General features: G+C 55.4%; 15 protein-coding genes and 1 pseudogene. 12 read left to right on the top strand and 4 right to left on the bottom strand.

Annotated features, from left to right (window positions below):
- Positions 1 to 209: 209 nt before the first annotated feature.
- The 6 genes from MHY87_RS01475 to MHY87_RS01450 all read left to right on the top strand — a co-directional run bounded on the left by MHY87_RS01475 (position 210) and on the right by MHY87_RS01450 (position 7,579).
- Positions 210 to 884: a sugar transferase gene (locus tag MHY87_RS01475; RefSeq protein ID WP_239348677.1), complete on the top strand. Its 675-nt coding sequence runs from the start codon at positions 210 to 212 to the stop codon at positions 882 to 884.
- 3 nt (positions 885 to 887) lie between these two features.
- The gene (locus tag MHY87_RS01470; RefSeq protein WP_239348675.1) at positions 888 to 2,378 is read left to right on the top strand and encodes an oligosaccharide flippase family protein; all 1,491 of its coding nucleotides are present in this window, start codon (positions 888 to 890) and stop codon (positions 2,376 to 2,378) included.
- A gap of 151 nt (positions 2,379 to 2,529) precedes the next feature.
- Positions 2,530 to 3,954 (top strand): O-antigen ligase family protein, encoded by a 1,425-nt coding sequence (locus MHY87_RS18905; protein WP_239348673.1) that lies wholly within the window; start codon positions 2,530 to 2,532, stop codon positions 3,952 to 3,954.
- An 11-nt stretch (positions 3,955 to 3,965) separates the two neighbouring features.
- Complete coding sequence (locus tag MHY87_RS01460; RefSeq protein ID WP_239348671.1) at positions 3,966 to 5,222, top strand: hypothetical protein; 1,257 nt, start codon at positions 3,966 to 3,968, stop codon at positions 5,220 to 5,222.
- Positions 5,223 to 5,237: 15 nt separating this feature from the next.
- Positions 5,238 to 6,398: a glycosyltransferase family 4 protein gene (locus MHY87_RS01455; protein ID WP_239348669.1), complete on the top strand. Its 1,161-nt coding sequence runs from the start codon at positions 5,238 to 5,240 to the stop codon at positions 6,396 to 6,398.
- Positions 6,395 to 7,579 (top strand): glycosyltransferase family 4 protein, encoded by a 1,185-nt coding sequence (locus MHY87_RS01450; RefSeq protein ID WP_239348667.1) that lies wholly within the window; start codon positions 6,395 to 6,397, stop codon positions 7,577 to 7,579. The genes MHY87_RS01455 and MHY87_RS01450 overlap by 4 nt, the downstream gene beginning before the upstream one ends.
- A gap of 138 nt (positions 7,580 to 7,717) precedes the next feature.
- Here MHY87_RS01450 and MHY87_RS01445 read toward each other — a convergent pair whose 3' ends face one another.
- Entirely contained in the window at positions 7,718 to 8,710 is a 993-nt protein-coding gene (locus MHY87_RS01445; RefSeq protein WP_239348665.1) for a nitrous oxide reductase family maturation protein NosD, read from the bottom strand.
- Between the two features lie 155 nt (positions 8,711 to 8,865).
- Here MHY87_RS01445 and MHY87_RS01440 point away from each other — a divergent pair, with 155 nt between their 5' ends.
- Positions 8,866 to 9,978 (top strand): glycosyltransferase family 4 protein, encoded by a 1,113-nt coding sequence (locus MHY87_RS01440; protein ID WP_239348663.1) that lies wholly within the window; start codon positions 8,866 to 8,868, stop codon positions 9,976 to 9,978.
- Positions 9,979 to 10,141: 163 nt separating this feature from the next.
- The gene (locus tag MHY87_RS01435; RefSeq protein ID WP_239348661.1) at positions 10,142 to 11,791 is read left to right on the top strand and encodes a hypothetical protein; all 1,650 of its coding nucleotides are present in this window, start codon (positions 10,142 to 10,144) and stop codon (positions 11,789 to 11,791) included.
- 657 nt (positions 11,792 to 12,448) lie between these two features.
- Here MHY87_RS01435 and MHY87_RS01430 read toward each other — a convergent pair.
- A complete protein-coding gene (locus MHY87_RS01430) occupies positions 12,449 to 14,236 on the bottom strand; it encodes a right-handed parallel beta-helix repeat-containing protein (protein ID WP_239348659.1) in 1,788 nt (595 codons plus the stop codon).
- A gap of 734 nt (positions 14,237 to 14,970) precedes the next feature.
- Between MHY87_RS01430 and MHY87_RS01425 the strand changes: the two genes are divergently transcribed.
- Entirely contained in the window at positions 14,971 to 15,240 is a 270-nt protein-coding gene (locus MHY87_RS01425; RefSeq protein WP_239348657.1) for a hypothetical protein, read from the top strand.
- Positions 15,241 to 15,290: 50 nt separating this feature from the next.
- On the opposite strand, the gene MHY87_RS01420 is transcribed toward MHY87_RS01425, so the two are convergent.
- Positions 15,291 to 16,451 carry a cystathionine gamma-synthase gene (locus MHY87_RS01420; protein WP_239348655.1) on the bottom strand — a complete coding sequence of 387 codons (1,161 nt, stop codon included), beginning with the start codon at positions 16,449 to 16,451 and terminating at the stop codon, positions 15,291 to 15,293.
- Positions 16,451 to 17,824 (bottom strand): pyridoxal-phosphate dependent enzyme, encoded by a 1,374-nt coding sequence (locus tag MHY87_RS01415; RefSeq protein ID WP_239348653.1) that lies wholly within the window; start codon positions 17,822 to 17,824, stop codon positions 16,451 to 16,453. Before MHY87_RS01415 ends, MHY87_RS01420 begins: the two co-directional genes overlap by 1 nt.
- A gap of 276 nt (positions 17,825 to 18,100) precedes the next feature.
- Between MHY87_RS01415 and MHY87_RS01410 the strand changes: the two genes are divergently transcribed.
- The 3 genes and pseudogenes from MHY87_RS01410 to MHY87_RS01400 all read left to right on the top strand — a co-directional run.
- Complete coding sequence (locus tag MHY87_RS01410; RefSeq protein WP_239348651.1) at positions 18,101 to 19,060, top strand: LysR family transcriptional regulator; 960 nt, start codon at positions 18,101 to 18,103, stop codon at positions 19,058 to 19,060.
- 192 nt (positions 19,061 to 19,252) lie between these two features.
- Entirely contained in the window at positions 19,253 to 25,096 is a 5,844-nt protein-coding gene (locus MHY87_RS01405; RefSeq protein ID WP_239348649.1) for a HAMP domain-containing protein, read from the top strand.
- A pseudogene (locus MHY87_RS01400) lies at positions 25,093 to 25,461 on the top strand (PleD family two-component system response regulator); the annotation flags it as partial. The gene MHY87_RS01405 and the pseudogene MHY87_RS01400, both read left to right, overlap by 4 nt.
- Positions 25,462 to 25,666 lie beyond the last annotated feature (205 nt).

Below are 25,666 nucleotides of genomic sequence, written 5' to 3'. Positions count from 1 at the left end.
CCGCGACTACAAAGAGGTACTGAATATTTGCGTATCATTTCGCGATGTTGTTTTTGACACCTTGAGGCCCCTCTCTAAAATATAATCCTAAACCGGCATCGAAGGTTACATAGCCTTCCGGTTGTGGGGCGGTAAGTCTGAACATCCTGCATTCATGCGTAGCGACGCGGCGAGAACTGCTGGATCAACTATGTGAGCGAGGTTCGGCAATGTCCGATCTAGATCTCTATACGAATACCGACCCTTACGATCGTGGCGCATTCAACTCGAACCATGTAGGCGCGACACAGCGATATCTCAGGAGAGCATTCGATGTTTGTTTGGCTCTCCTTATGCTGGTATCCGCAGCGCCAATCCTTATTGCGGCTATCGCTGCTATTAAGCTGAACGATCGCCGCTCTTCGGTTTTCTTCAAACAGACGCGTTATGGCCTTAACGGAAAGCCATTCACGATCGTCAAGTTGCGGACGATGGTTCCCAATGCAGAGCAAATGAAATCCGCGCTCGCAGAACTCAGTGAGGACAAAGGGCCAGGCTTCAAGATTCAAAAGGACCCTAGGATTACGCCAGTCGGATCAGTTTTGCGTAAGTACTACATCGATGAGCTGCCGCAGCTCTACAATGTTCTTCGCGGCGAGATGGCTCTCGTCGGACCTAGGGCGAATTCATATAATCCGTCAACCTATGCCCCATGGCAGAGGCAGCGCCTTCTCGCCAAACCTGGAATAACCGGCACTTGGCAGATAGCGCGCAATAAACCACAGAACTTCGATCAGCGTTGTCAGATGGACATCGAATATGTTCGGCAACAGTCTTTGCTGAAGGACTTAACGATATTGGTCCTCACGGTTGTTATGCTCGTAACGCGTCCTTCAGGATACTAAGACGTGAATACAAAGTTGGACGGCTCCTCTGCATCGCAGCCGATATCCGATCTGATGCCGCCCGTCTTTAATGCAAGAATGGTCGTCTCTGGGGCCTCCTTCACCTTATTCTCTTACGTGGTGATGCGCCTTCTGAATCTGATGATAACGGTTCTTCTGGCGCGCACCTTGGCGCCTGAAGGAATGGGTATTCTAGCCGGAGCATTGCTTGCAATCGAGATTCTCGATTCCATTCGTGATTTCGGAATGCGCGACGCGCTGATCTATCATCGAGGTAGCAGCTCTCTGCATACAACCGCCTTTATCATGGTGATGGGGATATCCTTTCTGCAATGCGCAGGGCTTCTGATATTCTGTTGGCTGCACTGGGGAATAACGAGTGAGATTGCAGAAATCCTTCCCTATTTAAGTTTGCTCTTTCCCCTCAATGCGCTTGGCACAGTCCAGGAGGCATTGACCCAAAAGCGCCTACAGCTTTTCCGGCGGGGATTGTCAGATGTCATCAACGGCCTGTCGAAACTCATCGTGACGGCTGGTCTCCTTGCCGCAGGATATGGCGTTTGGAGTCTCGTATACGGTCTCCTTTTTGCTGCCTTCGCACGTACTTTCTATCTGAGTTGTGTGACCCGCTGGCAATTGGGGTGGCCAAGCTTCAAGGATGTTGCCAGCTTAACGAGATACGGTCGGCATATCGCCTTGATGGATATACTGGTTCCCATTCGCAACAGAATAGACCAGCTGGTCATTTTGTATTTTCTAGGGACCGCGGCTCTTGGCCCATATTACATCGCCGCTCGTATTCCCGAGATTGCGGTGACCGGGATCAATACAGTGCTAACCCGCCTTCTTTTTCCATCCTTCGTCATCGTCGCAAACGACAAGGCTCGGCTGGCGGAAACCTACCTAGTTGGGCTTCGATACTCCAGCTCGGCAATGCTGCCTGCGTCAGTAGGCATTGCTCTGACGGCCGATCTATCTGTGCCGATAATGTTTGGTGAGGAATGGCTCAGCTCTGTCACCCTTCTTCAGATCCTGGCTCTCAGCGGCATTCCGCTTACGCTTGGATGGGCCGTCGGGGATGTTTTCAAGGCCAACGGACGTCCTCACGTGTTGACGCTCATCACTATACTCGAGGCTGTCGCAGCGACTTTGCTCGTATTGAGTGGGATGGCTTTGAGCCGGAGCATTGAGATGGTGGCTCTCGCGATGTTCACGTCAGAGTGCATCGGGACATATGTAAGATTTGTGATTGTCAAACGGGATCTTTCGATCAGATTTTCCCAGTTGGTAAGCAGCGTTCTTCCTTCTCTGCTGTCTTGCGTTGGAATGGCCGCTGCCGTTGTCGTGTTCCGGCAATTTTTTCAGTTCGGGACGGTTCTCGAATTTGCCGGATGCATTCTAATCGGCGGCATCTCCTATTGCATCCTGCTCCTAGTATTGGATCGCTCTTTTCGCGATGACCTCGTCAAGCTTCGGACGGGGGTACTCCAATGAGGCAGTTACAAAAGTACTTCTTGCGCGATAGATTAGTCATTGCGCTATGCGCGCGTTTTCACTGTTGCGGAAGGTAAAGCGCAAGATGGGCGTCACGGGGCAAGTCGGTACTCAAGTTCCATATACAAGCGTGGCGGTCTCACCCATCTCCGTGGCAGCATCTGTGCTGTTATGCGGCATAGCAGTTTTTGCCTTATCAATGGCCGGTCTGTCCAAGTACATCCTGCTACTGCCTATCGCTCTGTGCGTCGCATTTGCAATCGTTCGAAGCGCGGGATTTGCTGTTATCGCGTTCACAATCATCATCTATATGAACTCCTCGGCCGTGCTCGCGGATAGCCATGGAATAAGGGTGTTTGGCGATCTCGTCGCGCTCATGATGGCCGTGACGATGGGCTACCACTGGCTATCGGGAAAGAAAATAGACCAAGTCGTCATTCCGGCGGTTGTGTGCGCAGTTTATCTGGCGACACTGGCGGCAACAGCTCTCTATGCGCGCAGTCCAGATGCTGTTGTGGCCAGAGTAGTTGATAGTGCGAAAATCTGCGTGGTCACGCTCTTGCTGGTTTCGCTCATCTCTTCCATGAGGCAGTTTCATAAAATGTGCGTGGCGATCGTGCTTGCAGCCACGTTTCTATCTCTTCTGACTATCACTCAGTATTTGTACACGGGATACTCTAAAGATTTTGGAGGGTTCGCGCTTGCATCCATCCAACATATGTCAGGACAGGTGGATGGATGGCGTCCATCAGGGCCTCTCACGGATGCCAATTTCTACGCGCAGATACTGGTTATCGCTCTACCGCTAGCATTACAGATCATGGTGTCGGGCGCTAACCGATACTATGCTTTATCTGGGATGGTAGCGAGCGTTCTCATCCTGATTGCTCTGTTACTGACGTTTTCGCGCGGAGGCCTTCTTGGGGCTGCAGTCAGCCTGCTGGTTCTCGTCATCATCAACAGGCGCCGGATTACCAAGAAGCACATGATGATCGCTGTGCTGGTTGGAGGGGTTGGCCTCGTTGCTCTGCCCTCGCATTACATGGACAGGTTCAATGCTGGCTTGAACAGTCTTGAGCAGATCACATCGGGTGGGTTCGGAAGGGATCCAGCTGTAGCTGGACGCGCGAGTGAATTACTGGCGGCTCTATATGTTGCGGAGAGGCACCCGCTCTTGGGCGTAGGCTATGGCGAGTTCATGAGCTACTATCAAGAGATATCCATTGCCCGCGGGTTGATGGCAAGAGGTGCTGATCGGCAAACTCACAGCTTGTATCTTGAGGTCTTGTCAGAGCGTGGAGTTGTTGGGGTTCTGTTCTTTTCCGTGCTCATCACGATTGCAGTGACTTCGATACTGAAGACGCTCTCGTATCTGCATAAACAGAGACGCATCGCCGCCGAGAACGCAGTAGGTGCCTGGGGCGCTGCACTGGCCGGGTATATGGCGACATCGATCTTCTTGCATGAAGGTTATGCCCAATATTCATGGCTTCTCATGATTACTGCAATGGCGCTGCCGACAGTCGCTATGAATTCGAACTTTGGGCGAAAGCTACGGGGAAGGGTGAGGGTCTGACGATGGGAACGATGACAGTCTCTGATTTGATGAGATCACTTTGGCGATACAAGTATGTCATGGTCATAGCTGTTTTGCTCTTCGGCGCGGCGGCGGCTGGAGGCATGCTGATGCGCCCACCTGAGTACGAAGTGCGCGCGTCGATGCTTTTGCGGTTTGACAACAATTACTATGCCAAGAACCCTGTCTCAGAGGGCTGGGAAGGCGACCCCGTCAGGGTCGAGTTGGCGAATGCGGTGAGTACCGAGCTTTCTCTGCTTGGAAGCCAATCCGTGCTGCGGGCCGCGCTTCGCTCCATGGGCGGAAAAGAGGCTTGGAAGGCTTCCGAGCCAACCAACCAATATCGAGAATGGATTGCGGGACATGTTAAGCCGCTCCTGGCAAATCTCAGCACTTTCATGCCCGCATTCATCACCGCGCAAATGGACAAGGTTGAGGACACAGAGGATCAGGCTTTAAGCCAGATCCGTGAGCGGATCAGTATTAAAATGGCTGAAGGAACAAGCGTTGCATCTGTCGAGATGCACTATAGCAATCCGGACTTCGCCGTACGCTTCGTGAATGCTCTTCTGACGGAATACCTTGCATTCCGATCCTCCCTGTTCCCGGACACCCCAGTCGAAAAGTTGGCGGCGCAGGCAGCGGATGCAAACCAAAGACTGCTGGCGGCCGAGACGAATCTCGTTCAGATGAAAAGTAAACTGGGTATTGTCGACCCGGATGCTGAGCGAAGCGCTTTGTTGAGTGGAAAGGCTCGGCTCCAGATGCCGGATCCGGAGCGGTCCACAAACCGCGCCGAACTGCGTCAGGTGCAAAGCCAGCGTACTCTGCAGCTCAGGCTTGTGGAAAGAAGGTTGGCAGAGCTCAGTCAAGCGGATGCAGCCATCATGCCTCTGAAGCTGGCTGTGGAACAGGCTAAAGGGGATGCCGACCGGGCAAACCGCGCCTATCAAAGAGCGCGCCTTTCTGCAGATAGCAGTATCGATCAATCCATTCGGGTCGTCGACCCCGCGACTTCTACTGACAAGCCGGTTGGCTTGAGCGTTGCAGCTGCGGCACTACTGGGCGGACTTGCAGGCCTTGCTCTTTCCTTTGCGCTTGCAGCAATTGATGCTGTCCGCAGGGCCGGTAGGCGCAGGCATGAGCATTCGTATGGTGGCATAGCGGAGTATGGCTGGTCCCGGCCGACGGTTGTTCTATCGTTGCCTCAGTTCATCGAGCCGAGTGCACGCAGCCATCAAACTGAAACCGACCGTGCAACATCATGAGCGGAGACATCTCGTTTGAATTTGAAGGGCTGCGCTTTACGAGTGCCGATCATGCAGAATCGAAGAGTCGCTCTTGTCATTGACGGTCTTGGGGCTGGAGGGGCCGAGAAGACGATATCAGATATCGCTGCGGCCCTTACAGCGACAGGAGTTGATGCCGTTGTCGTCTATCTTCAGGCGCGGGCCAGCAATACCGCTCTGGAGGTTTGTCAGCGGCATCATATCCCGACGCTTCATGTCCAGGTCAGCCGTCTTTGGAAGCTGCGGGAATGGTTGAACTTCATCATATCGATCAAGAAGCTGCGGCCGGATGCGATACACGCTCATCTGCACTACGCGACGATTACTTCGATTGTCGTCGGAGCGCTGCTTCGCATCCGGACAGTCGTTACACTTCATACGCTTGATGAGCCTAATCAGTGGAGTAAGTCTGGGCTCCGCCTGCGTTTGATGTTCGCCTTGATAAAGTATCTTCCCTGCGAGCTGATCTGCTTGACGAACCAGGCAAGGACGGTTGCACTGAAGTACGCGCCTGAAAAGGTGAAACACGTCCATGTGATACCGAACGGAGTGGATCTGTCGGAATGGAGCGTTAGTCATCAGATTGAGCAAGGCAACCAGAAACCTGATAAGCCATTCGTTATGCTTTCGGTAGCCGTTTTGCGGAAGATGAAGGGGCTCCAATACCTCATCCGCGCGCATGGTATCTTGTCCAAGAGGTTCCCCGCTCTCCAGCTTTGGATCGTTGGTGACGGACCTGAACGGGACAGTCTCGAGCATGAAGCGGAGTTAGCTGGAAATCGTGACAACGTTTTCTTCGCGGGGCATCGGTCTGATGTCCGTGAACTCATGAAACAAGCAGATCTCTTCGTTCTGCCTACTCTCTTCGACGCGCTTCCAACGGTGATTATCGAAGCCATGGCCGCCGGCCTTCCCATCGTTGCTTCCCGCACGGGAGGGATTCCGGAGATGATCACGAGTGAAGAGACGGGTATCCTGGTCGAGCCTGCAAGCGAAGATGAATTGGTTTCAGCGTGCGAACGGATCATTCTCGATCATGACTTGGCCAAGCAACTTGGGCGAGCTGCTCGCGACAGCGTTGAGCGTAATTTTGATCTTAACGTTCAAGTAGACCGCTTGCTGGCGCTCTATGGCATTAGGGGGATTGCATCATGAAGGTGCTTATTGTCGAGACGGACGATTGCGGTGGACTTCTCCATTTTAGCTTTCAGTTGGCGTCGTCCCTCCAGATGGCTGGAGTGAATGTAACGGTCCTCGCAAACCATAACAACGAACTTTCAGATATCGCTCACCCTTTTAAGATTGATCCTTCACTGCGCTTCTGGTCGAGGGTAGCCTCGCCAAATCAGAGGTCAAAAAGGCGGTTCTTGCGTAAATTTGTTCGTGCAGGGATAACAATGAGAGAATGGATCCGGATCATCCGTATCGTTCGTCGCGAGAAACCGGACTACACAATTTTCAGTCTTCTGAGAAATCCAATCGAGGTTGCTGCGGTCTCATATCTTCACTGGCGCGGCCATCGCCTTATCGATATTTGTCATGAGTTCCTTCTTCGAGAGCGGCATGGCCATCTATCACAACTTGTGAACGCCAATCTTATGAAGTTTCTCTATACGAGATTTGCCTGCGTCATTTTCATTTCAGAGAAGACGATGCTCGAGTTCAAGGAAAGCGTATCTTCCAGCTTGCCGACATACGCCATATCGCATGGTCCTGAAGCGATCTTCCCCGATAACGAGCGCGAACGGAAGAATCTGCGTCAAAGATATGGGTTGCGTGAAGATGAACCCGTCATCCTGTTCTTCGGCGGATTGCGCCCAAGCAAGGGATTGGACGTTCTTGTCGAGGCTTTCTCACTTGTCCCATCAGGGACGGCCCGACTTCTTATCGTCGGTTATCCAAGTCAGGAATTCAAGCTTGATGAACTTCGTGAGCAGATCGAGCACCTCGGTATTCAGCAGGAAACGAACTTGGACCCCCGGTACGTGCCCATGAGCGAGGTTGGCTCGCTCGTTTCTCTCGCATCAATCCTAGTCTTCCCATACAAGACAGCGACGGCAAGTGCCGCGCTATCGTTGGCCCAGACACATGGACGCGCGGCTATTGCATCTGATGTAGGCGGCCTCGCTGAAGTCATTCAGCATGGTGTTGACGGCTGGCTCGTGCCGCCTGGTGATGCCGAGGCGCTGAAAGATGCCATGTTACACCTTCTGAAAAACTCTGGTGAACGTCGCGCTATCGGTGATGCTGCAAAGGAGAGGATAGAGTCGGAGCGGTCTTGGGATGCGATGGCGGATCGCGTCGTCCATATTTTGGAGAACAATGCGGTGGCATGAAGTCTAAGAATAAACGAGATCATCAAAGCATCAGATGAATCTAATGTCTGTAGAGTTATCTTTGATAAAGGCTTCAAACTTCATGTGTCGTGCTTTTGCATAAGTCTCGCACGTTGAACTGAAGATGCCTTGGTCATCTTACCAGAGAGGCTTAGGCGAACTTAAGATTGTGTTTGAAGTAATTATACTGTTAACCAAGCCGGATGCTCTTTGATAGTTGCCATACGTGACTTCACCAACGCCAGCCAAGGTGTTGTGACTTACGGTAATTCCGCTCGAGGGCAGCTCTATGCCTGTATACTCGTTCGCGATCTGTATGCCACGTGCGGGTCTGCCATAGCGATAAAAGTTTGCGTTATAGGTGTGATAAACACTATTTCTCTGAACAACGCTGCCGGGTGCATTATCAAGATATATGTTGACGCTGTAGCTGTCCGACACATTGTTCCCGATAATTTTGACGTCTTTCGTGGATTGTGCGCCAATACCTTCGCAGTAATTGCGATAGACGCGATTGCCGCGTACAACACTCACATCGGAGGCATGTAGGCCTATTGCTTGAGGCCATCCGCTGCTCCATGTCCGGGACTTATTCTCTAAACAATTGTCCCATATTTCATTCCGCGCAATGAGATTTCTGGAGGATTGCCCTGCCTCCGTGTGGCCGATCCAGATCCCGGCTCTGTAGCTCCCGTGCACCTTATTGTCAGTAATGCTCACATGCTGTGTTCCCCAGGCGGCAATCCCCGTGCGTGTTGAATTACGGATCGTGAACCCTCTGAAGCTGACATGGTTGGCATTGATCTGAACCAGTGATGTATCGGGCGGAGATCCGGAGCCGTCGATAATAACTTGTTGCCCAGGTGCTGGCTGGAAGGCGATCAGGCGCCTTGGAGCCCCACTCACGGGGATCCGAACAATCTCTCTATAAACTCCCTCCTGGACGATGACTCTCGTTCCTGGCGTAGCGGCTTGTGCGGCCTTGGAGATGGTGCGGTAAGGAAGGCTGATCGTACCAGGATTGGAATCGCTGCCTGATGTCGAGACATAGATTGTTGCGGCTTCGACAGATTCGAGCTGGGATGAGACTGCGGTGATGGCGATGATTAAACAAGCTCTCACAAGGGTCATAGTAGCCACTCCCGACTACCCATGTTTAGCAGTTCTCCGCTGCCGATGGGAGACCATATAAGTACAATCATGTGAGACGTACCGAAACCATTCCGAGGGTCTCAATAGAGGAAGATGCTTACTCCACTGAACTTCAATTTCGAGGGGGCAATATTATGGCGAATGGCAAGAGACGCATCCTTATCATTGATTTGTCAAAGCGGCATGGCGGAGTCGACACGCGTGTTCTCGACATGGCTATTGCCCTCAAGAAGCATCATGAGGTTCTGGTCATAGTTTTGAAAGACAGCCAGATCGCTACGTTACTTCAACAATCCGGTGTGCCGATCTATGCCATAAATAAGCGCAGGCACGATCCTCGAATTGTGCTTGATATTATGCGGGTCTCTCGTGAATTTAACGCCGATATCATAGACGCTCACAATCCTCAGTCACAACTATGGGGAGCTATTGCCGCAAAGTTGTCTTCAATAGATACAGCAGTAGCTACTGTTCACTCAATCTATGGGATTGCGCATAGGGGGTTTCTGAGGCAGCGGGCCCACGAGGGGGTACTCCTTCTTTGCAAGGCGCTGGGTTTTAGATTCATTGTAGTTTCAAGAACTATCCAGGATTACTTAATCTCACTTGGGGTAGAGCCAAGCCGAGTCACCCTCAGTTACAACGGTGTCCCAACGCTTCTTTGTCCTGCGCGGGAAGCTGGTATCAGGAGATCGCTCGGGATTCCAGATTCACAGTTCCTTGTCGGTTTGATTGGTCGCGTGCAAAAGATCAAAGGATATGATGTTTTGGTCTCAGCAATTGCTCAATTGAGAGAGAGGGGATGCGTTGTTCATGCCCTTATTGTGGGAGAAGGTACCGAAGAGAGCGACTTGATGAGACTGATAAGTGAATCTGATCTCTGCTCTCAAATTCACTTTCTCGGCTTTAGAAGGAACGTGGCCGCAGTGATGTCGGAGATCGATGTCCTCTGCATGCCAAGCCGCTCGGAAGGGCTCCCGTATACAGCTTTGGAGGCAGCGCGCTCCGGATTGCCTATCGTTGCCACGAAAGTCGGTGGGATTCCGGAGATATTCTCCGATCGCGAAACCGCCTTGCTCATTCCGCCGGACGATGTGGATGCACTTGCTCATGCGCTCAGGGAACTGTCTCTCGACTCTAGGCTCAGACTGAGGTTGGGAGAGGCGGCAAGAGAGTTCATCCTCTCGCGGCTCACCGTTGAACAGATGGTATCGGAGACACTTGCCGCCTACGGCCTAGGGAGGTGATGGGCGTCGATTTGTCTAGGGTGATATGAGCGGGGGGATAATGGCGGACGCGTCAAATCTTAACAGAGCCGAACGTTTACTCCGTTTCGGAATTCTATGCACTGGCACAACGCTCCCGTCATGGCAGGCACGCTGCATTGAAAGCCTTCTCGCAGAGAATGGGGTGAAGCTTGTTCTCTTGATCGTCAACGATGAAAGCTCGCAACAAAGTGACCTGGCTCATAAGGCTCTGTCTTCCCAAGAAACGTCGACACTATGGAGTTTGTACGATCGCATGGTCATTGCGCGATCGTCACGTTCCATGATGCCCGTGAATATGGCGCCGGTGCTGGGGCATTTACCAGTCATCCATTGCAGCTCCGAACTTGCATGTGAAAATTTCCAGAGCCTCAGCTCGAGCAATTTGGATGAAGTGCGCCAATACGATCTCGATTTCGTGCTGCAGCTCACACCGGATCGTCTTCTTGGAGAAATTCTGACCGTTCCACGTTTTGGTGTATGGTCCTTCAATCATGGAGATCCGGAGAAAATTAGCGGGACACCTCCTGGATTCTGGGAAATCTACAGGGATGATCCTGTGACCGGCGCGTTTCTTCAGCGCCGTGTCGACGGATCAGGAATAGGCGTGATCTTGCGTCGTGGTTTCTTCAAGACTTTTGCCCGTTCATATTGCCGCAGTCGAGATAATGTCCTCTTCGGCAGCTCGGATTGGCCTCGGCAGGTTTGCAGGGATATTCAACGGAGTAGAGCTGATTATTTTGCTGGCAGCGCGGCCCCGGCCAAGGCCCAAAGCCATCTTTTTCCAAGCAATCTGGAGATGATACGCTTCGGCTGGATGTCGCTTAAAGCCTGGGTTCGGAATACAATCGAGTGGTTCTTTCACCAGCAACAATGGAATGTCGGAATTATCGATGAGCCAATTCATAAAGTGCTGGATCTGGCAGAAAGACGCCGATCCGGAATTGTAACGGGTACGATGCCGCCCTCTGTGCGTTGGCTTCCTGAGGAGAAAGGCCTGTTTCTGGCGGATCCATTTGCGATCTCTCGCTACAATGGCTCCAAAGGTGGGATGACCATCATTGCTGAAGAGTATCCCTGGAAGCAGGAGAGGGGACGCATCTCGATCACTGAGAGCTCTGATGGGTATACGTTTGGAAAGCTGACCCCAGTCATCGAGCTGCCCTGTCACATGTCGTATCCGTTTCTGTTTGAGCACGAGGAGACCATTTACTGCATTCCTGAGACGTTCGAAGCGCGGGAGGTTTCTCTCTTTCGCGCGGGACCATCCCTGCGCGAGTGGACGAAGGTTGCGACACTGGTCGAGGGTTTTTCTGCCGTGGACTCGACCGTCTTTCAGCATAATGGGCGCTGGTGGCTGTTTTGTACGAGCCAAGACGCTGGGTCAAACAGCACGCTTTTTGCCTGGCACGCGAATGAACTCACAGGTCCGTGGCAGCCCCATGACGCAAATCCATTGAAGATCGATATTCGCTCTGGCCGCCCTGCCGGAACCCCCTTTATGTATGAGGGAGAACTCTACCGCCCGGCACAGGATTGCTCCACCGGATATGGCGCAGCTGTTGTCATCAACCGAGTACTTGCACTCACGCCTGAGAGATTCTCGGAGGAGGTCGTTGCTGTTCTAAAGCCTGATCCTGACGGTCCTTACCCGAATGGATTGCACACGATCTGTGTCCTGCCTGAGCATACGATCATCGATGGAGCTCGTCGTACCTTCATTCCGCAAGTCTTTGCAGGATTGTTTGTGTCAAAGGCGCGCCGCCTTCTGCGAAAGCTGCGAATTCTCTCCTAGATGCATTCGGAATTTTTTGCGGCCCTGAAATTTCATGGGTTGAGAACCTGTTTTTTCCATTGCATCAGCAGCGCAACTGCTCCCTTCAAGCTAGGCGTTGAGATTTTGCGTCGGGTGAAACATCCGTGCAACGAGCAGGATATTATTGCTAGTAAAGATGAAATGTGATTAAGTAGCAAATATCGTATTTAACTTATCTTTACGGCTCATCTAGCGTACTAGGGTAGTAGGTCGCTATTGCGCCGCTCTCCGAGGGAGCATTTCAAATGCCGGTTGCATTGCTTGCTGTTGTAGGTGCGTTGATAACATTTTTTGCGCTTTGGCCATTGTGGGGCGGTCTCATTGCGCTTGCCGCCGCACCCTTCGGAGGAAGTTTGCTGGCAGTTTTGGTCGTCACCCTGGCAACCTTACGGCCCCATGCCCAGAAACGTCTCGACCGCTACCGGGATGAAAGGGGAGCGGATCAAGACCGCTCTGCCGCCTCCAAGGCATCCAGGTAGTCTCGACACTTTATTCAAATTCTCGCAGGTCGCGAGGCATCCAGCGTTAGGATTGGGTCGTCGCTGTCCTCTGCCAGCCTGGTCTCTCCCTGTTACTAAAAAACGCGGCCCCGGTCTAACCGGAGCCGCGCATCTTCAATGTGGATAAGACTTATCTTTAGATGATGTAGAAGTCGTATGCCGCGAGCTTGACGTGGTTTTCCATGACGGCGAACTTCACCGCCTTGGTGGAACCCGTGCCATCTGCATCGTAGTACAGAGCGCCCGTCTTGTCGTTGTAGATGATGCGGTCGGAAGAATCCAACGCCTTCTCGCCGACAACGAAAGCGCTCGACGATAGCTTGCCGTCCTTGAGCTTGGTGAACACCGAGTTGTTGAGGTCGATTATGTCCTCACCCGACTTGAAGTCGACAATCGTGTCTACATTCGCGCCGCTCGGCTTGGTGCTGAACGTGAAGGTGTCCTGGCCAGCGCCGCCGATCAGAATATCATTGCCAGCTTTCCCGTCGATCTTGTCGTTGCCAGTCTTGCCATCGATCTTATCGGCGCCTGAGGTGCCGGTGAGGGTGTTTGCGCTGCTCGTACCGTTGATGACTTTCACCGGCGAGGGGATGGGCGTGCTGGGGTTCGTCGGCGTCGTCGGCGTCGTCGGAGTAGTCGGTGTCGTGGGAGTCTCGGCTACATCGGCCACAGCGAACGTGACGGTGCCGGTGGCGGCGTCGCCGTCGGCGTCCTTTACGGTGTAGGTAAAGCTGTCCGAACCGAAGAAGTCGGTCTTCGGCGTATAGACGAAGGAGCCGTCGGCGCTGAGCTTCACGCTGCCGCCCTTGGTCGTAGCGAAGGTCCCGGCAACGGCCACTTTGCCACCATCGACAGCAGTGTCGTTGGCGAGCACGCCCTTGGAAGCGGTGACTGTCAGGGCCGTATCTTCGCTAGCGTTGTACAGATCAGCGACTGCCTTGACCGGGTTGTCCGTGGGCTGAGGGATGGGAGTCGGCGTCGTGGGCGTGCCGCCTCCCAGGTTCGGAATCTGCGTGTAGGTCGAGTAGAACGTGTTGTTCTGGATCGTGGGGTTGATCAGGCCCGAGTTCGCCTCATAGGCGCCGTAGCCGATCTCGCCCGAGCCGGCCAGTACGTTGTTGGTGATCACGATGTCCTTGGACGGCAGCGGACGATCCACGGTCTCGTTGGCGATGCGGATGCCCCAGGCAGCCTTGCCATTGCGGTAGTATGTAGTGTCGTTGGTGGTGTAGACCGTGTTGCCCTGCACCACTGCAGCCTGCGCGTTGTCGAGATAGATGTTGACGCTGAAGTTGTCGTGCGTGGTGTTGTTCAGAATCTTGGCATTCATGGTGGATTGAACGCCGATGCCTTCGCCCCAGTTGTCGTAGGACGTGTTGTTGCGGATGGTGATGTTGTCCGATGCGTAGGCGCCGATAGCCTGCGCCCACCCGCTCGACGAGTTCTTCGAGGTGTTTTCCTTGACGGTGTTCCAGACCTCGTTGCCCTCGATGAGGTTGTTGTAGGAGCTGCCCGCGCCGCTGGCGCCCGAGAAGATACCGGCGCGCACGGTATCGTGCACCTTGTTGTTCAGCACTTTGACGTCATGCGACTCCCACAGGCTGATGCCGGTGCGCTGCGCGTTCTGAACCTCGAAGCCCTGGAACACGACATAATCGCCACTGATCGTAACGAGCGAGCTGTTGGTGGGGGTGCCTGCTCCGTCGATGACGACCTTGGCGCCGTCGGCCGCCTTATAGGTGATCGGTGCGGATGCAGTGCCGCTGGAGCTGATGTTGACGAGGCCCTTATAGGTGCCGGCGCCAACAATCACGGTGTCGCCAGCCTTAGCAAGCTGTGCAGCTTTGGTGATGGTTTTAACGGGGCTGCCGGAGGCGCCGGAGCTCGAGTCGCTGCCCGTGGTCGAAACATAAATCGTAGCCATAGTATTTCTCTCTTAAAATTAAATATTTCTCGTTTGAAACGCAGGCCGCGCCTGATGAACGATCGCGCAAAAATGATCGTCCGCAAATCAAAGCGATTTGCTGGGCGCTGTTTCAGGATCAAGAAGGTTGGTGAAAGTGGACTAGTAGGACGTAAAACCTTTTAGATGCTTGCAGAAATAATCGAAACTCAGAAAAAATACTCTAATATTCCCTCGTAAAATAAAAATCCGAGGGTTTGTACTTAAAAGCACTACGAGGCGGGTTTTGGTTTCTGAATGGGGCGAAAACGTGACCAAGATTTACTTTTTATGTGATTATGGAGCAAGGCTATCTGACGGGCGTCCAGATGAAAACTCTGGATTTAGATAGGGAAAGTCAAAAAAATATTAGTTCAATCTGCTGTTCCGCAGAGAGAAGCGGTGAATTCGAGCTATCCGACCAATTGGTTTTACAAAGCCTTCCTCTAGGGAGGGCCTCTATAGCCTCAGGGTAATCAGATGCCTTTCAGACGTGTTTTTGAAATTCTTGAAACTTGTAATTGATCTCATTGCCATTGCCCACCCGAGGCGCTGGCCTCGTTCGATCATACTGCCCAGATAGGTGGACGCCTGGGCGGCTGTGGTTCGGCGTCGCATCACCCAGCGGTCCCTTGTCGGGAAACTCAGACTCCCCCATGCTGCAGGAGCAGCCAGGGTTAGAAAGACATAATCCGGTTGCGATGGGGCTCATCGTCATGAATCATCAGATAACCGTTCTCCAACTCCTGAAGAGAGCGCGCGCGCTCGTCGATGCAGGGCAGCATGCCGGTATCATCGATGCGATCAGTGCTCTTAAAGCTGAAGCCAATGGCCCGAAGCGTGATCAGGCTTATTACGCTCTTCTGGAAACCGCGAGCGAGAGCAGGGGGGAGGCTGACATGACTGCGCTGTCGAGCGCGAGCAGAGACGCCGCCATGGCCTTGCTCGATGCAACCATCAAGCGGATGACGCAGAGGCTTCATTGAATGCTGACAAGGCCCGAGCAATCCCGGGCCTTGTCAAAATATAACTCCACTTAAGCGAGCGCCGAGCGAAGATCTTGAATCAGGTCGTCGGCGTCTTCGATGCCAACCGACAAGCGCACCAGCCCGTCGTCGATGCCGAGCTCAGCGCGTACGTGCGGCGGTACGGAGGCATGGGTCATGATGGCCGGATGCTCGATGAGGCTTTCCACGCCACCGAGACTTTCCGCCAGGGTGAAGAGCTGGCAACGTTCCAGGAAGCGTGTCGCGCCGTCGAGGCCGCCCTTGATGCGGGCCGTGATGATGCCGCCGAAGCCGCGCATCTGACGCTTTGCCAGCTCGTGTTGAGGATGTGAGGCAAGGCCAGGATAGATCACGCCATCGACCTGCGGATGGGCATCAAGGAATTCAGCTATCTTCAGAGCCGACGTGCAGTGCCGTTCCATGCGCAGCGACAGGGTCTTCAAGCCGCGCAAAGCCAGGAAGCTGTCGAAAGGACCGGAGATCGAGCCAACAGCATTCTGAAGATATGCGATTTTTTCACGAACCTCCTGGTTCTGCCCGACGATCACGACGCCGCCGACCATATCCGAATGGCCGTTGAGATATTTCGTCGTGGAGTGCACGACGATGTCGAAGCCGAATTCCAGCGGGCGCTGTACCCACGGGCTTGCGAAGGTATTGTCGGCGACCAGCAGCGTCCCGTGGCCGCGCGTCGCTTGCGCAATTGCTTCAAGATCGGCGAGCTTCAGGAGGGGATTGGTGGGCGTTTCAACCCAGACGAGACGTGTGTTGGGGCGCAGGGCTGCTTTCACGGCATCGGGGTTGCCGAGATCGACATAAGTAATGTCGAGATTGGCGGATTGCCTGCGCACCTTCTCAAAAAGGCGGCGCGTGCCGCCATAGAGATCGTCTGATGCGATGATGTGTGAACCATGCTCCAGCATGTCGAGTACCGTCGCACTGGCGGCCAGACCCGATGAGAAAGCAAAGGCCGCTGCGCCCCCTTCGAGGTCCGCGATGCAGCGCTCGAAAGCCATCCGTGTGGGGTTCTGCGAGCGCGCGTATTCAAAGCCCTTGTGAACGCCGGGGCTTTCCTGAGCAAAGGTGGAAGTGGCGTAGATGGGCATCATCACCGCACCCGTCGTCGGGTCCGGGGTCTGCCCCGCATGAATGCAGCGGGTTGAGAAGGCGAGTTGGTTGCGGGTGGTCATCAGGCTTGAATCCGGAAGAAGTTGATGAGGTCGATACGGGTGGCGAGGCCGACGAAATTGTCGCCGTCCATGATCACCGGCACGAGTCCGGCAGCGAAAAGGGGAAGGAGATCCTTCACGGGGGCGTGCGCCGCAATGGTCTGCAAACGAGTGACCATGATCTCGCGTACGGGTTTGTTGAAGACATTTTGTGGGGCATTCTCGTTTGCGACAAGCGCATCGAGAATGTCGCTTTCATCGATGAGACCGACGACACGGCCATCCTCGATGACGGGGAGCTGCGAAATATCGGAGGAGCGCATACGCGCGAAGGCGGAGCGGATGGTCTCGTTGGGAGAGACGAAGATCGTCGCGCCTTCGCCGAATGGGTTGATCACCACATCGCGCACCGTGCCGGTGGGCGCGCGGTCAAGCCAGCCTTCCTGCGCGATGAACGCATCGTTGAACACCTTCGACAGATATTTGGCGCCCGTATCGCAAACGAGCGTTACGACGCGCTTGGGTTCCGTCTGTTCACGGCAATAACGAAGGGCCGCCGCCAGCAATGTGCCGGAGGACGAGCCTGCGAGAATGCCTTCCTTGCGCAGAAGATCGCGGGCGGCTGAGAAGCTCTCCTTGTCGCTGATGGAATACGCTTTCTTCACCAGGGAAAGATCGCAATTCGGCGGCACGAAATCCTCACCGATGCCTTCGACGGCCCAGGAGCCGGCTTCTGTCATCTCTCCCGTTTCCACAAGAGGAGCCAGGATCGAGCCTGCAGGATCGGCGAGAACCATCTCCGTCTTGGGAGAAACTTTCTTGAGGTAGCGTCCGATGCCCGTCAGCGTGCCGCCGGACCCGACGCCGACCACAACGGCATCCACGTCGCCTTCCATTCCTTCTAGGATCTCAGGACCAGTGCTCGCCTCGTGCGCCGCTGGATTGGCCGGGTTCTCGAATTGGTTGATATAGACCGCCCCAGGAGTCTCGTTCGTGATCTTCTGTGCGAGGTCCTGATAATAATCGGGATGACCCTTGCCCACATCCGAGCGCGTGATGACAACCTCGGCGCCGAGAGCTTTGGCATGGAGTACTTTCTCGCGGGACATCTTGTCGGGAACAACGAGAAGAGTGCGGTAGCCCTTGCTGGCGCCCACCAGGGCAAGGCCCACACCCGTGTTGCCAGCCGTGGCCTCTATGATGGTGCCGCCAGGTTTCAGGGTGCCGCTTTTCTCTGCCGCTTCGATCATGGCCCGGGCAGGGCGATCCTTGATCGAACCACTAGGATTGGAGCTCTCGAGCTTTAGGAACAGCCGGCAGGGACCGGTATCCAGAGAGGTCACCTCAACGAGGGGCGTCCGGCCGATCAGATCCAGAGCTCCATAAGCTGCCATTTAACGTTATCCTTATGTTAAATAAGTTATTGCTTCTATATAGATGTGAAAATAGTGCCTGCCTATAGGCCCTTCAGAAACTGGAGAAGAAATTTTCCAATTTCCTAATGCAGCAGACCAGCTCAGGGTCCCCAGCTCCGCCAGTTGGCGGTTTCGGCGTATTTGAATTGCCTCTTGGGTCGAGCGCTTGAGAGCAGCTGGATCACTCAGGCCTCACCTTGTGAGTTGATAATTCGGATTGGGTCGATAAGGCTTCACTCTTATGGAGTGAGGTTTATGCTCGATCGTGTCACCGGAATGCAGATTTTCGTACGAGTGGTTGCCCTGGGCAGCCTGTCTGCGGCCGCACGCTCTCTCGGCATCTCGCAAACCATGGCGACCAAGCATGTTGGTGCCATCGAGGAGCGGCTGGGCGTAAAGCTCCTCCACCGGACTACCCGGCGCCTGACGCTGACTGAGGCCGGGCGGCGTTATCTCGAGAGCGCCGAGCGCATTCTGGCGGAGGTCGAGGAAGCCGAAGCTGCTGCATCGGCAGAGCGTCTCGAAGTACAGGGCGTGCTGCGGGTGAATGCTCCGTTGTCATTCGGCTTCCGCGAGGTCGCACCTCTGATGGCCGAATTCACACGCCTTCATCCTGCTGTAACGATCGATCTTGGGTTGAACGACCGCTTCGTCGATCTGATCGAGGAAGGATGGGATGTGGCCGTACGCATCGGGCGATTGCAGGATTCTACAATGGTCGCTCGCAGGATTGCTCCATGCCGCCTCGCGCTCTGTGGCTCTCCTACTTATCTCGCGGAGCGGGGTACGCCCAGGACCGTGGCGGAACTCGTTGACCATAACTGCCTCGGCTACACCCTCTCACGCGCCCTTGGGCCGAACGAATGGGCATTTGGTGCCGACGGCAAAGCGAAGGTGGCCATCAAGGGCAATCTCCGCGTCAACAACGGGGATGCTCTGGTTGCGGCGGCCGTCGCGGGACAGGGGCTTATCTATGAGCCCACCTTCGTCGTAAGCGACGAGTTACGGGCGGGGCGGCTTGTCGCTTTGATGCTCGACCAGCCCATGCTCGAACTGCCTGGTGTCTTTGCCGTCTATCCTTCCAACCGTCATCCTCCAGCCAAGGTACGGGCTTTCGTTGATTTTCTGGCGCAGCGTTTCGGTCCCAATCCACCTTGGGATAAAGGTTTGAAATTGCAGGAGGGACAGCGTTGGCAAGAGTCTATTATGATCTGATGTATCATCGCGATTGCTGGCATTAAATTCGCATAAGCGGCACCCAAACTGCCACGCTTCCCCTTGGAACTTTTCACTAGCGCCTACGTTATGGATGGTCGGCTTCCGTCCAGAGGTGGTGCGAACACCCGTCGGTCGTCCGTATAGCAAAGGGGTGCCGGGCCGTTGCCCGGAAGTGTTACGGGGGGCTTCATGCCACAAGTTGAATCTGCCACATCGCAGCTTGATCCCAGGCTGCTGCTCAAAGTCTTGCGTGCTTTCCGGAAAGGCGACTTTTCGGTTCGCTTGCCATCCGACATGACTGGCATCGACGGCGAGATTGCGGAAGCTTTCAACGACATAGCAGACTTGAACCAAGGCCTTGCCAGTGAGCTCGATCGCGTTGCGAAGGTGGTTGGCAAAGAGGGGCGCATCAGCGAGCGAGGGCGCCTGGATGGTGCGACCGGCTGCTGGAGTGATTGCGTTAATTCTGTCAACTCCATGATCGGTGACATTGTCCAGCCGACCGTTGAAGTGGCTCGTGTGATCGGCGCCGTGGCGAAGGGCGATCTCAGCCAGACCATCGAGCTCGAAACCGAAGGGCGCCCCTTGCGCGGCGAGTTCCTGCGCATCGGCAAGGTGGTCAACACCATGGTGGGCCAGCTCGGCAGCTTCGCCTCCGAAGTGACCCGCGTGGCTCGCGAAGTAGGTTCGGAAGGTAAGCTGGGTGGGCAGGCCAAGGTGAAGGGCGTTGCCGGTACCTGGAAAGATCTCACCGACAACGTGAATTTGATGGCCGCGAACCTCACTGGCCAGGTGCGTAACATTGCCGAGGTTACCACGGCGGTCGCTATGGGCGATCTGTCGAAAAAGATCACTGTAGACGTGAAGGGCGAGATTCTGGAATTGAAGAACACCATCAACACGATGGTGGATCAGCTCAACTCCTTCGCAGGCGAAGTGACCCGCGTGGCGCGCGAAGTGGGCACGGAAGGAAAGCTCGGTGGCCAGGCGCAGGTGCGCGGTGTCGGCGGCGTCTGGAAGGACCTGACCGACAACGTGAACATGATGGCCGCGAACCTGACCGGGCAGGTGCGCAACATTGCCGAGGTCACGACGGCGGTCGCTCGGGGCGACCTTTCGAAGAAGATCACCGTAGATGTGAAGGGCGAAATTCTTGCGCTGAAGTCGACCATCAATACCATGGTGGATCAGCTGAATTCATTCGCGTCCGAAGTGACCCGCGTCGCGAAGGAAGTGGGTTCGGAGGGCAAACTTGGCGGACAGGCGCAAGTGGAAGGCGTCGGCGGTGTCTGGCGCGACCTGACCGAGAACGTGAATATGATGGCCGCGAACCTGACCGGGCAGGTGCGCAACATCGCCGAGGTCACGACGGCGGTCGCGAATGGCGACCTGTCGAAGAAGATTACGGTGGAAGTGCGTGGTGAAATTCTTGAGCTGAAGAACACCATCAACACCATGGTGGACCAGCTCAACTCCTTTGCCTCGGAAGTGACCCGCGTGGCCCGCGAAGTGGGTTCGGAAGGCAAACTCGGCGGCCAGGCGCAGGTGCGCGGCGTTGCCGGCACGTGGAAAGACCTGACCGACAATGTGAACCTGATGGCCGCGAATCTGACCGGACAGGTGCGTAACATCGCCGAGGTCACCACGGCTGTGGCGAATGGTGACCTGTCGAAGAAGATTACTGTCGAGGTCCGCGGCGAGATTCTGGAGCTGAAGAACACCATCAATACCATGGTCGATCAGCTCAACTCCTTCGCGGGGGAAGTGACCCGCGTGGCGCGCGAGGTGGGCTCCGAGGGTAAGCTCGGTGGACAGGCCCGTGTGGAAGGCGTTGCAGGCACCTGGAAAGATCTCACCGATAACGTGAATCTAATGGCCGCAAACCTCACCGGACAGGTGAGAAACATCGCTGAAGTTACGACAGCTGTCGCTATGGGTGATCTCTCCAAGAAGATCACTGTGGAAGTGCGCGGCGAGATTCTGGAATTGAAGAACACCATCAACACGATGGTGGACCAGCTCAACTCCTTCGCGTCCGAAGTGACGCGCGTCGCGAAGGAAGTAGGCACGGAAGGAAAGCTCGGCGGTCAGGCCCAGGTGCGTGGTGTTGCCGGTACCTGGAAAGATCTGACCGACAACGTGAACATGATGGCTGCGAACCTCACCGGTCAGGTCCGTAACATCGCTGAAGTCACGACGGCGGTCGCGAATGGCGATCTCTCGAAGAAGATCACTGTGGCGGTTGAGGGCGAAATCCTTGAGTTGAAGAACACCATCAACACGATGGTGGACCAGCTCAACTCCTTCGCTGGCGAAGTGACCCGCGTGGCGCGTGAAGTGGGCACGGAAGGAAAGCTCGGCGGCCAGGCCCAGGTGCGTGGTGTCGGCGGTGTCTGGAAGGACCTGACCGACAACGTGAACATGATGGCCGCGAACCTGACCGGTCAGGTGCGCAACATCGCCGAGGTCACGACGGCGGTCGCGAACGGCGACCTCTCGAAGAAGATTACAGTGGATGTCCGTGGGGAAATTTTGGAGTTGAAATCCACCATCAACACCATGGTGGACCAGCTCAACTCCTTTGCCTCGGAAGTGACGCGTGTGGCGCGTGAGGTGGGTATCGAGGGCAAGCTCGGTGGCCAGGCGCAGGTGCGCGGTGTTGCCGGCACGTGGAAAGACCTCACCGATAACGTGAACATGATGGCGAACAACCTCACCGGTCAGGTGCGTGGTATCGCCAGCGTCGTGACGGCGGTCGCAGAGGGTGACCTCAAGCGCAAGCTCACCGTGGATGCCAAGGGCGAAATCGCCGCGCTCGCGGACACGATCAACGAGATGATCGATACGCTCGCGACCTTTGCCGATCAGGTGACGAACGTGGCCCGCGAGGTGGGTGTCGAAGGAAAGCTGGGCGGACAGGCGAGGGTGCCGGGCGCAGCTGGCCTGTGGCGCGACCTGACCGACAACGTGAACCAGCTGGCTGCGAACCTGACCACTCAGGTGCGCGCCATCGCGGATGTGGCAACCGCCGTGACGAAGGGCGACCTGACCCGATCGATCTCGGTAGAAGCCTCCGGCGAGCTGGCCTCGCTGAAAGACAACGTCAATGAAATGATCCGCAATCTGCGCGATACGACGCTCAAGAATGCGGAACAGGACTGGCTCAAGACCAACCTCGCCAAGTTCACGCGCATGCTGCAGGGCGAGCGCGATCTCACCACCGTGTCCAACATGATCCTGTCGGAGATCGCTCCGCTGGTGAATGCACAGCACGGCGTGTTCTACACGGTCGACGGCGATGGTAGCGAGCCGATGCTGGAGCTGGTTGCATCCTATGCCTTCACGGAGCGAAAGCACCTCAACAACCGCTTCCGTCTCAAGGAAGGTCTCGTCGGACAGGTGGCCTACGAGAAGAAGCGCATCCTCGTCTCCAATGCTCCGGGCGATTACATCGCCATCAGCTCTGCGCTTGGCGAGGCTCCCCCGCTCAACATCATCGTTCTGCCGGTGCTGTTCGAACAAGAGGTGAAGGCCGTCATCGAGCTAGCCTCGTTCAGCCGTTTCTCGGAAACTCACCAGTCGTTCCTTGATCAACTCACTGAATCCATCGGTATCGTTCTCAACACCATCGCTGCGAATATGCGGACGGAAGGCCTGCTTAAGCAGTCGCAGCTTCTCACCACTGAGCTGCAGAGCCAGCAGGAGGAATTGAAGAACACCAACGACCGTCTGGAGCAGCAGGCCGCGACCTTGCGCCAGTCCGAGGAGCTTCTGCGCCAGCAGCAGGAAGCGCTGCAGAAATCCAATGAGGAATTGGAGGACAAGGCGCGCCTGCTCGAGCTGCAGAAGCAGGAAGTCGAGGACAAGAATCGCGAAGTCTCCATGGCCAAAACGGCTCTGGAGGAAAAGGCCGAGCAGCTTTCTCTGACGTCACGCTACAAGTCTCAGTTCCTGGCGAACATGAGTCATGAGCTGCGCACGCCGCTCAACTCACTTCTCATCCTGTCGAAGCTTCTTACCGAGAATCCAGATGGAAATCTCACTGACAAGCAGAAGGAGTTCGCCAAGACGATTCACGCGGCGGGTTCCGATCTTCTCGCCTTGATCAACGACATCCTCGATCTGTCGAAGATCGAGTCCGGCACCGTCAGCCTGGAAGTCACCAAGGTAGGCTTCAAGGATCTGGTCAATCATATGGAAAGAACCTTCCGTCAGATTGCCGAGGAGCGGAAGCTCGATTTCCATATCGACTTGGATGAGAACATGCCGTCCACGATCCGGACGGATTCGAAGCGATTGCAGCAGGTTCTGCGAAACCTTCTCTCCAACGCCTTCAAATTTACCGAGAGCGGAGGGGTGAGGCTTCATATCGGCTCGGCCGAGGGCTCCCCACTGCGGGCAGGCAGCCAATGGATTTCCATTGCTGTCACGGATACCGGTATCGGCATTCCAGAGGACAAACAGCGCATCATTTTCGAGGCGTTCCAGCAGGCCGATGGCACAACCAGCCGCAAGTATGGCGGAACCGGCCTTGGCCTGTCGATCAGCCGTGAGATCGCACGTCTGTTGGGAGGTGAGATCGTAGTGTCGAGCGTACCTGGACAAGGCTCAACCTTCACCCTGTTTGTGCCTGTCGAGCCGCCCGCGAACCACAGCACGCAACCCCAGGCCTCAAGCCTTCGGGGTAATGGTAACGGAGCAGCGGTTGCTGCGGAGGACGTGGCATCCACCATCCTACGACAGCCATCGGCTCCCATGGCGCTGTCGGCATCGCTTGATGACAGGCACGCCATTGTGTCGGGTGATCGGGTGGTGCTGATCATCGAGGATGACGCGATGTTCGCATCCGTTCTGTTGGAGCTTGCCCGGGAGCAGGGCTTCAAAGGATTGATTGCCATGGATGGCGCGGCGGCTCTAGCGCTTGCGCATCGCTACAAGCCGCATGCGGTTACTCTCGACATCGGTCTGCCCGACATGGATGGATGGGCGCTGCTTGATCTGCTCAAGCACGATCCGAGAACGCGACATGTTCCCATCCACGTGATTTCGGTGGACGATCAGAAGAAGCGCGGCCTGAGGGCGGGAGCGTTTGGATTCCTCGAAAAGCCGGTAGACAGGGAATCCCTGATGGCGGCTCTCAACCGTACAAAGGATTTCATCAGTCGGCCGGTAAAGAAGCTGATCCTCGTCGAGGACGATGAGAATCAGCGCATGAGCATCTCCGAACTCATGAGAGGCGAGGAGGTGGACATCACCGCCGTCGCCACCGCCGAGGAGGCGCTTGAAACCATTCAGGCACGTCAATACGACTGTGCTGTAGTGGATCTCGGATTGCCCGATCTTCCTGGAGCGGAACTCATCGAACGCATCCGTAAAACCAAAGGCGGCGAAGAACTGCCAATCGTGATCTATACCGGACAAGATCTCAGCCGCGCCGAGGAGCGCCGTCTTGAGCAGATTGCGGCAACAGTGATCCTAAAAGGAGAAGGCTCTTCCGAGCGTCTCCTCAACGATACGGCACTGTTCCTGCATCGCTCCATCAATGCGATTCCGGAGGAGGACCAGATCATCGTCGAACCGAAGGGAGAAGCCTCCCTCGAAGGGCGGAAGGTGCTGATCATCGATGACGACATGCGCAACATCTTCTCGCTGACGAGCGCGCTCGAGCAATACGGCCTCACGGTCATCTTCGCCGAGAATGGCCTGGAGGGCATCGAGAAGCTCAAGGAAACGCGGGATGTAGACATCGCTCTCGTGGACATCATGATGCCTGAGATGGACGGCTATGAGACCATGCGGGAAATCCGGAAAGATGACCGTTATCGGGATATTCCTCTCATTGCCGTGACAGCCAAGGCGATGAAGGGTGATAGAGAGAAGTGCTTGGAAGCAGGAGCGACCGACTATGTCTCGAAACCTGTGGACATCGATCAACTTCTCGCCGTCTTGCGCGTTCAACTAAGTCGAAGCACTTATGTGCCTGAGGGGAAGATGCATCCTAATGGTGCAACAGAGGCCGGTCTGAGGACATGATGGAACATAGCGGTCAAGACAAGCCGGAAGCTGACCTGCAGTTTCAGGTTCCGACACGCGTCTTGTCCAATCCCGTGCCAGCAAAGATTCTGGTGGTCGATGACGATCCCCGGAATCTGATTGCCGTCGAAGAGATACTGCGCGGTCCTGGCATCGAAATCATCAAGGCGGATTGCGGCGAGGCTGCTTTGCGCGAGGTTTTGAAGCACGATTTCGCAGCTATTCTTCTCGACGTTCAGATGCCGCGTCTCGACGGCTATGAGGTTGCGGGGCTTATCCGCAACCGGCCACGTTCCTCGCGCGTGCCGATCTTGTTCCTCACGGCCTTCAACAAAGACGACATGCATGTCTTCCGCGGGTACTCGGCCGGTGCGGTGGATTATGTGTTCAAGCCCATCGAGCCGCTGATCCTGAAATCGAAGGTCGACGTCTTCGTCGATCTCTATCGCAAGACTGAGGAGATCCGGCGGCAGGGCGAGGAAGAGCGTCGGCTGCTCATGGAGAACTTGCGTGTCCGCAGTGAGAAGCTCAAGACGGAACAGGCACTCCGCCGTCGCGAGGAACACCAGT

The organism is Microvirga sp. ACRRW (genome assembly GCF_022346925.1).
Lineage (GTDB): Bacteria > Pseudomonadota > Alphaproteobacteria > Rhizobiales > Beijerinckiaceae > Microvirga.
Note: the sequence above shows the minus strand (reverse complement) of the source record. Positions and strands in the feature narration are given on the sequence as shown.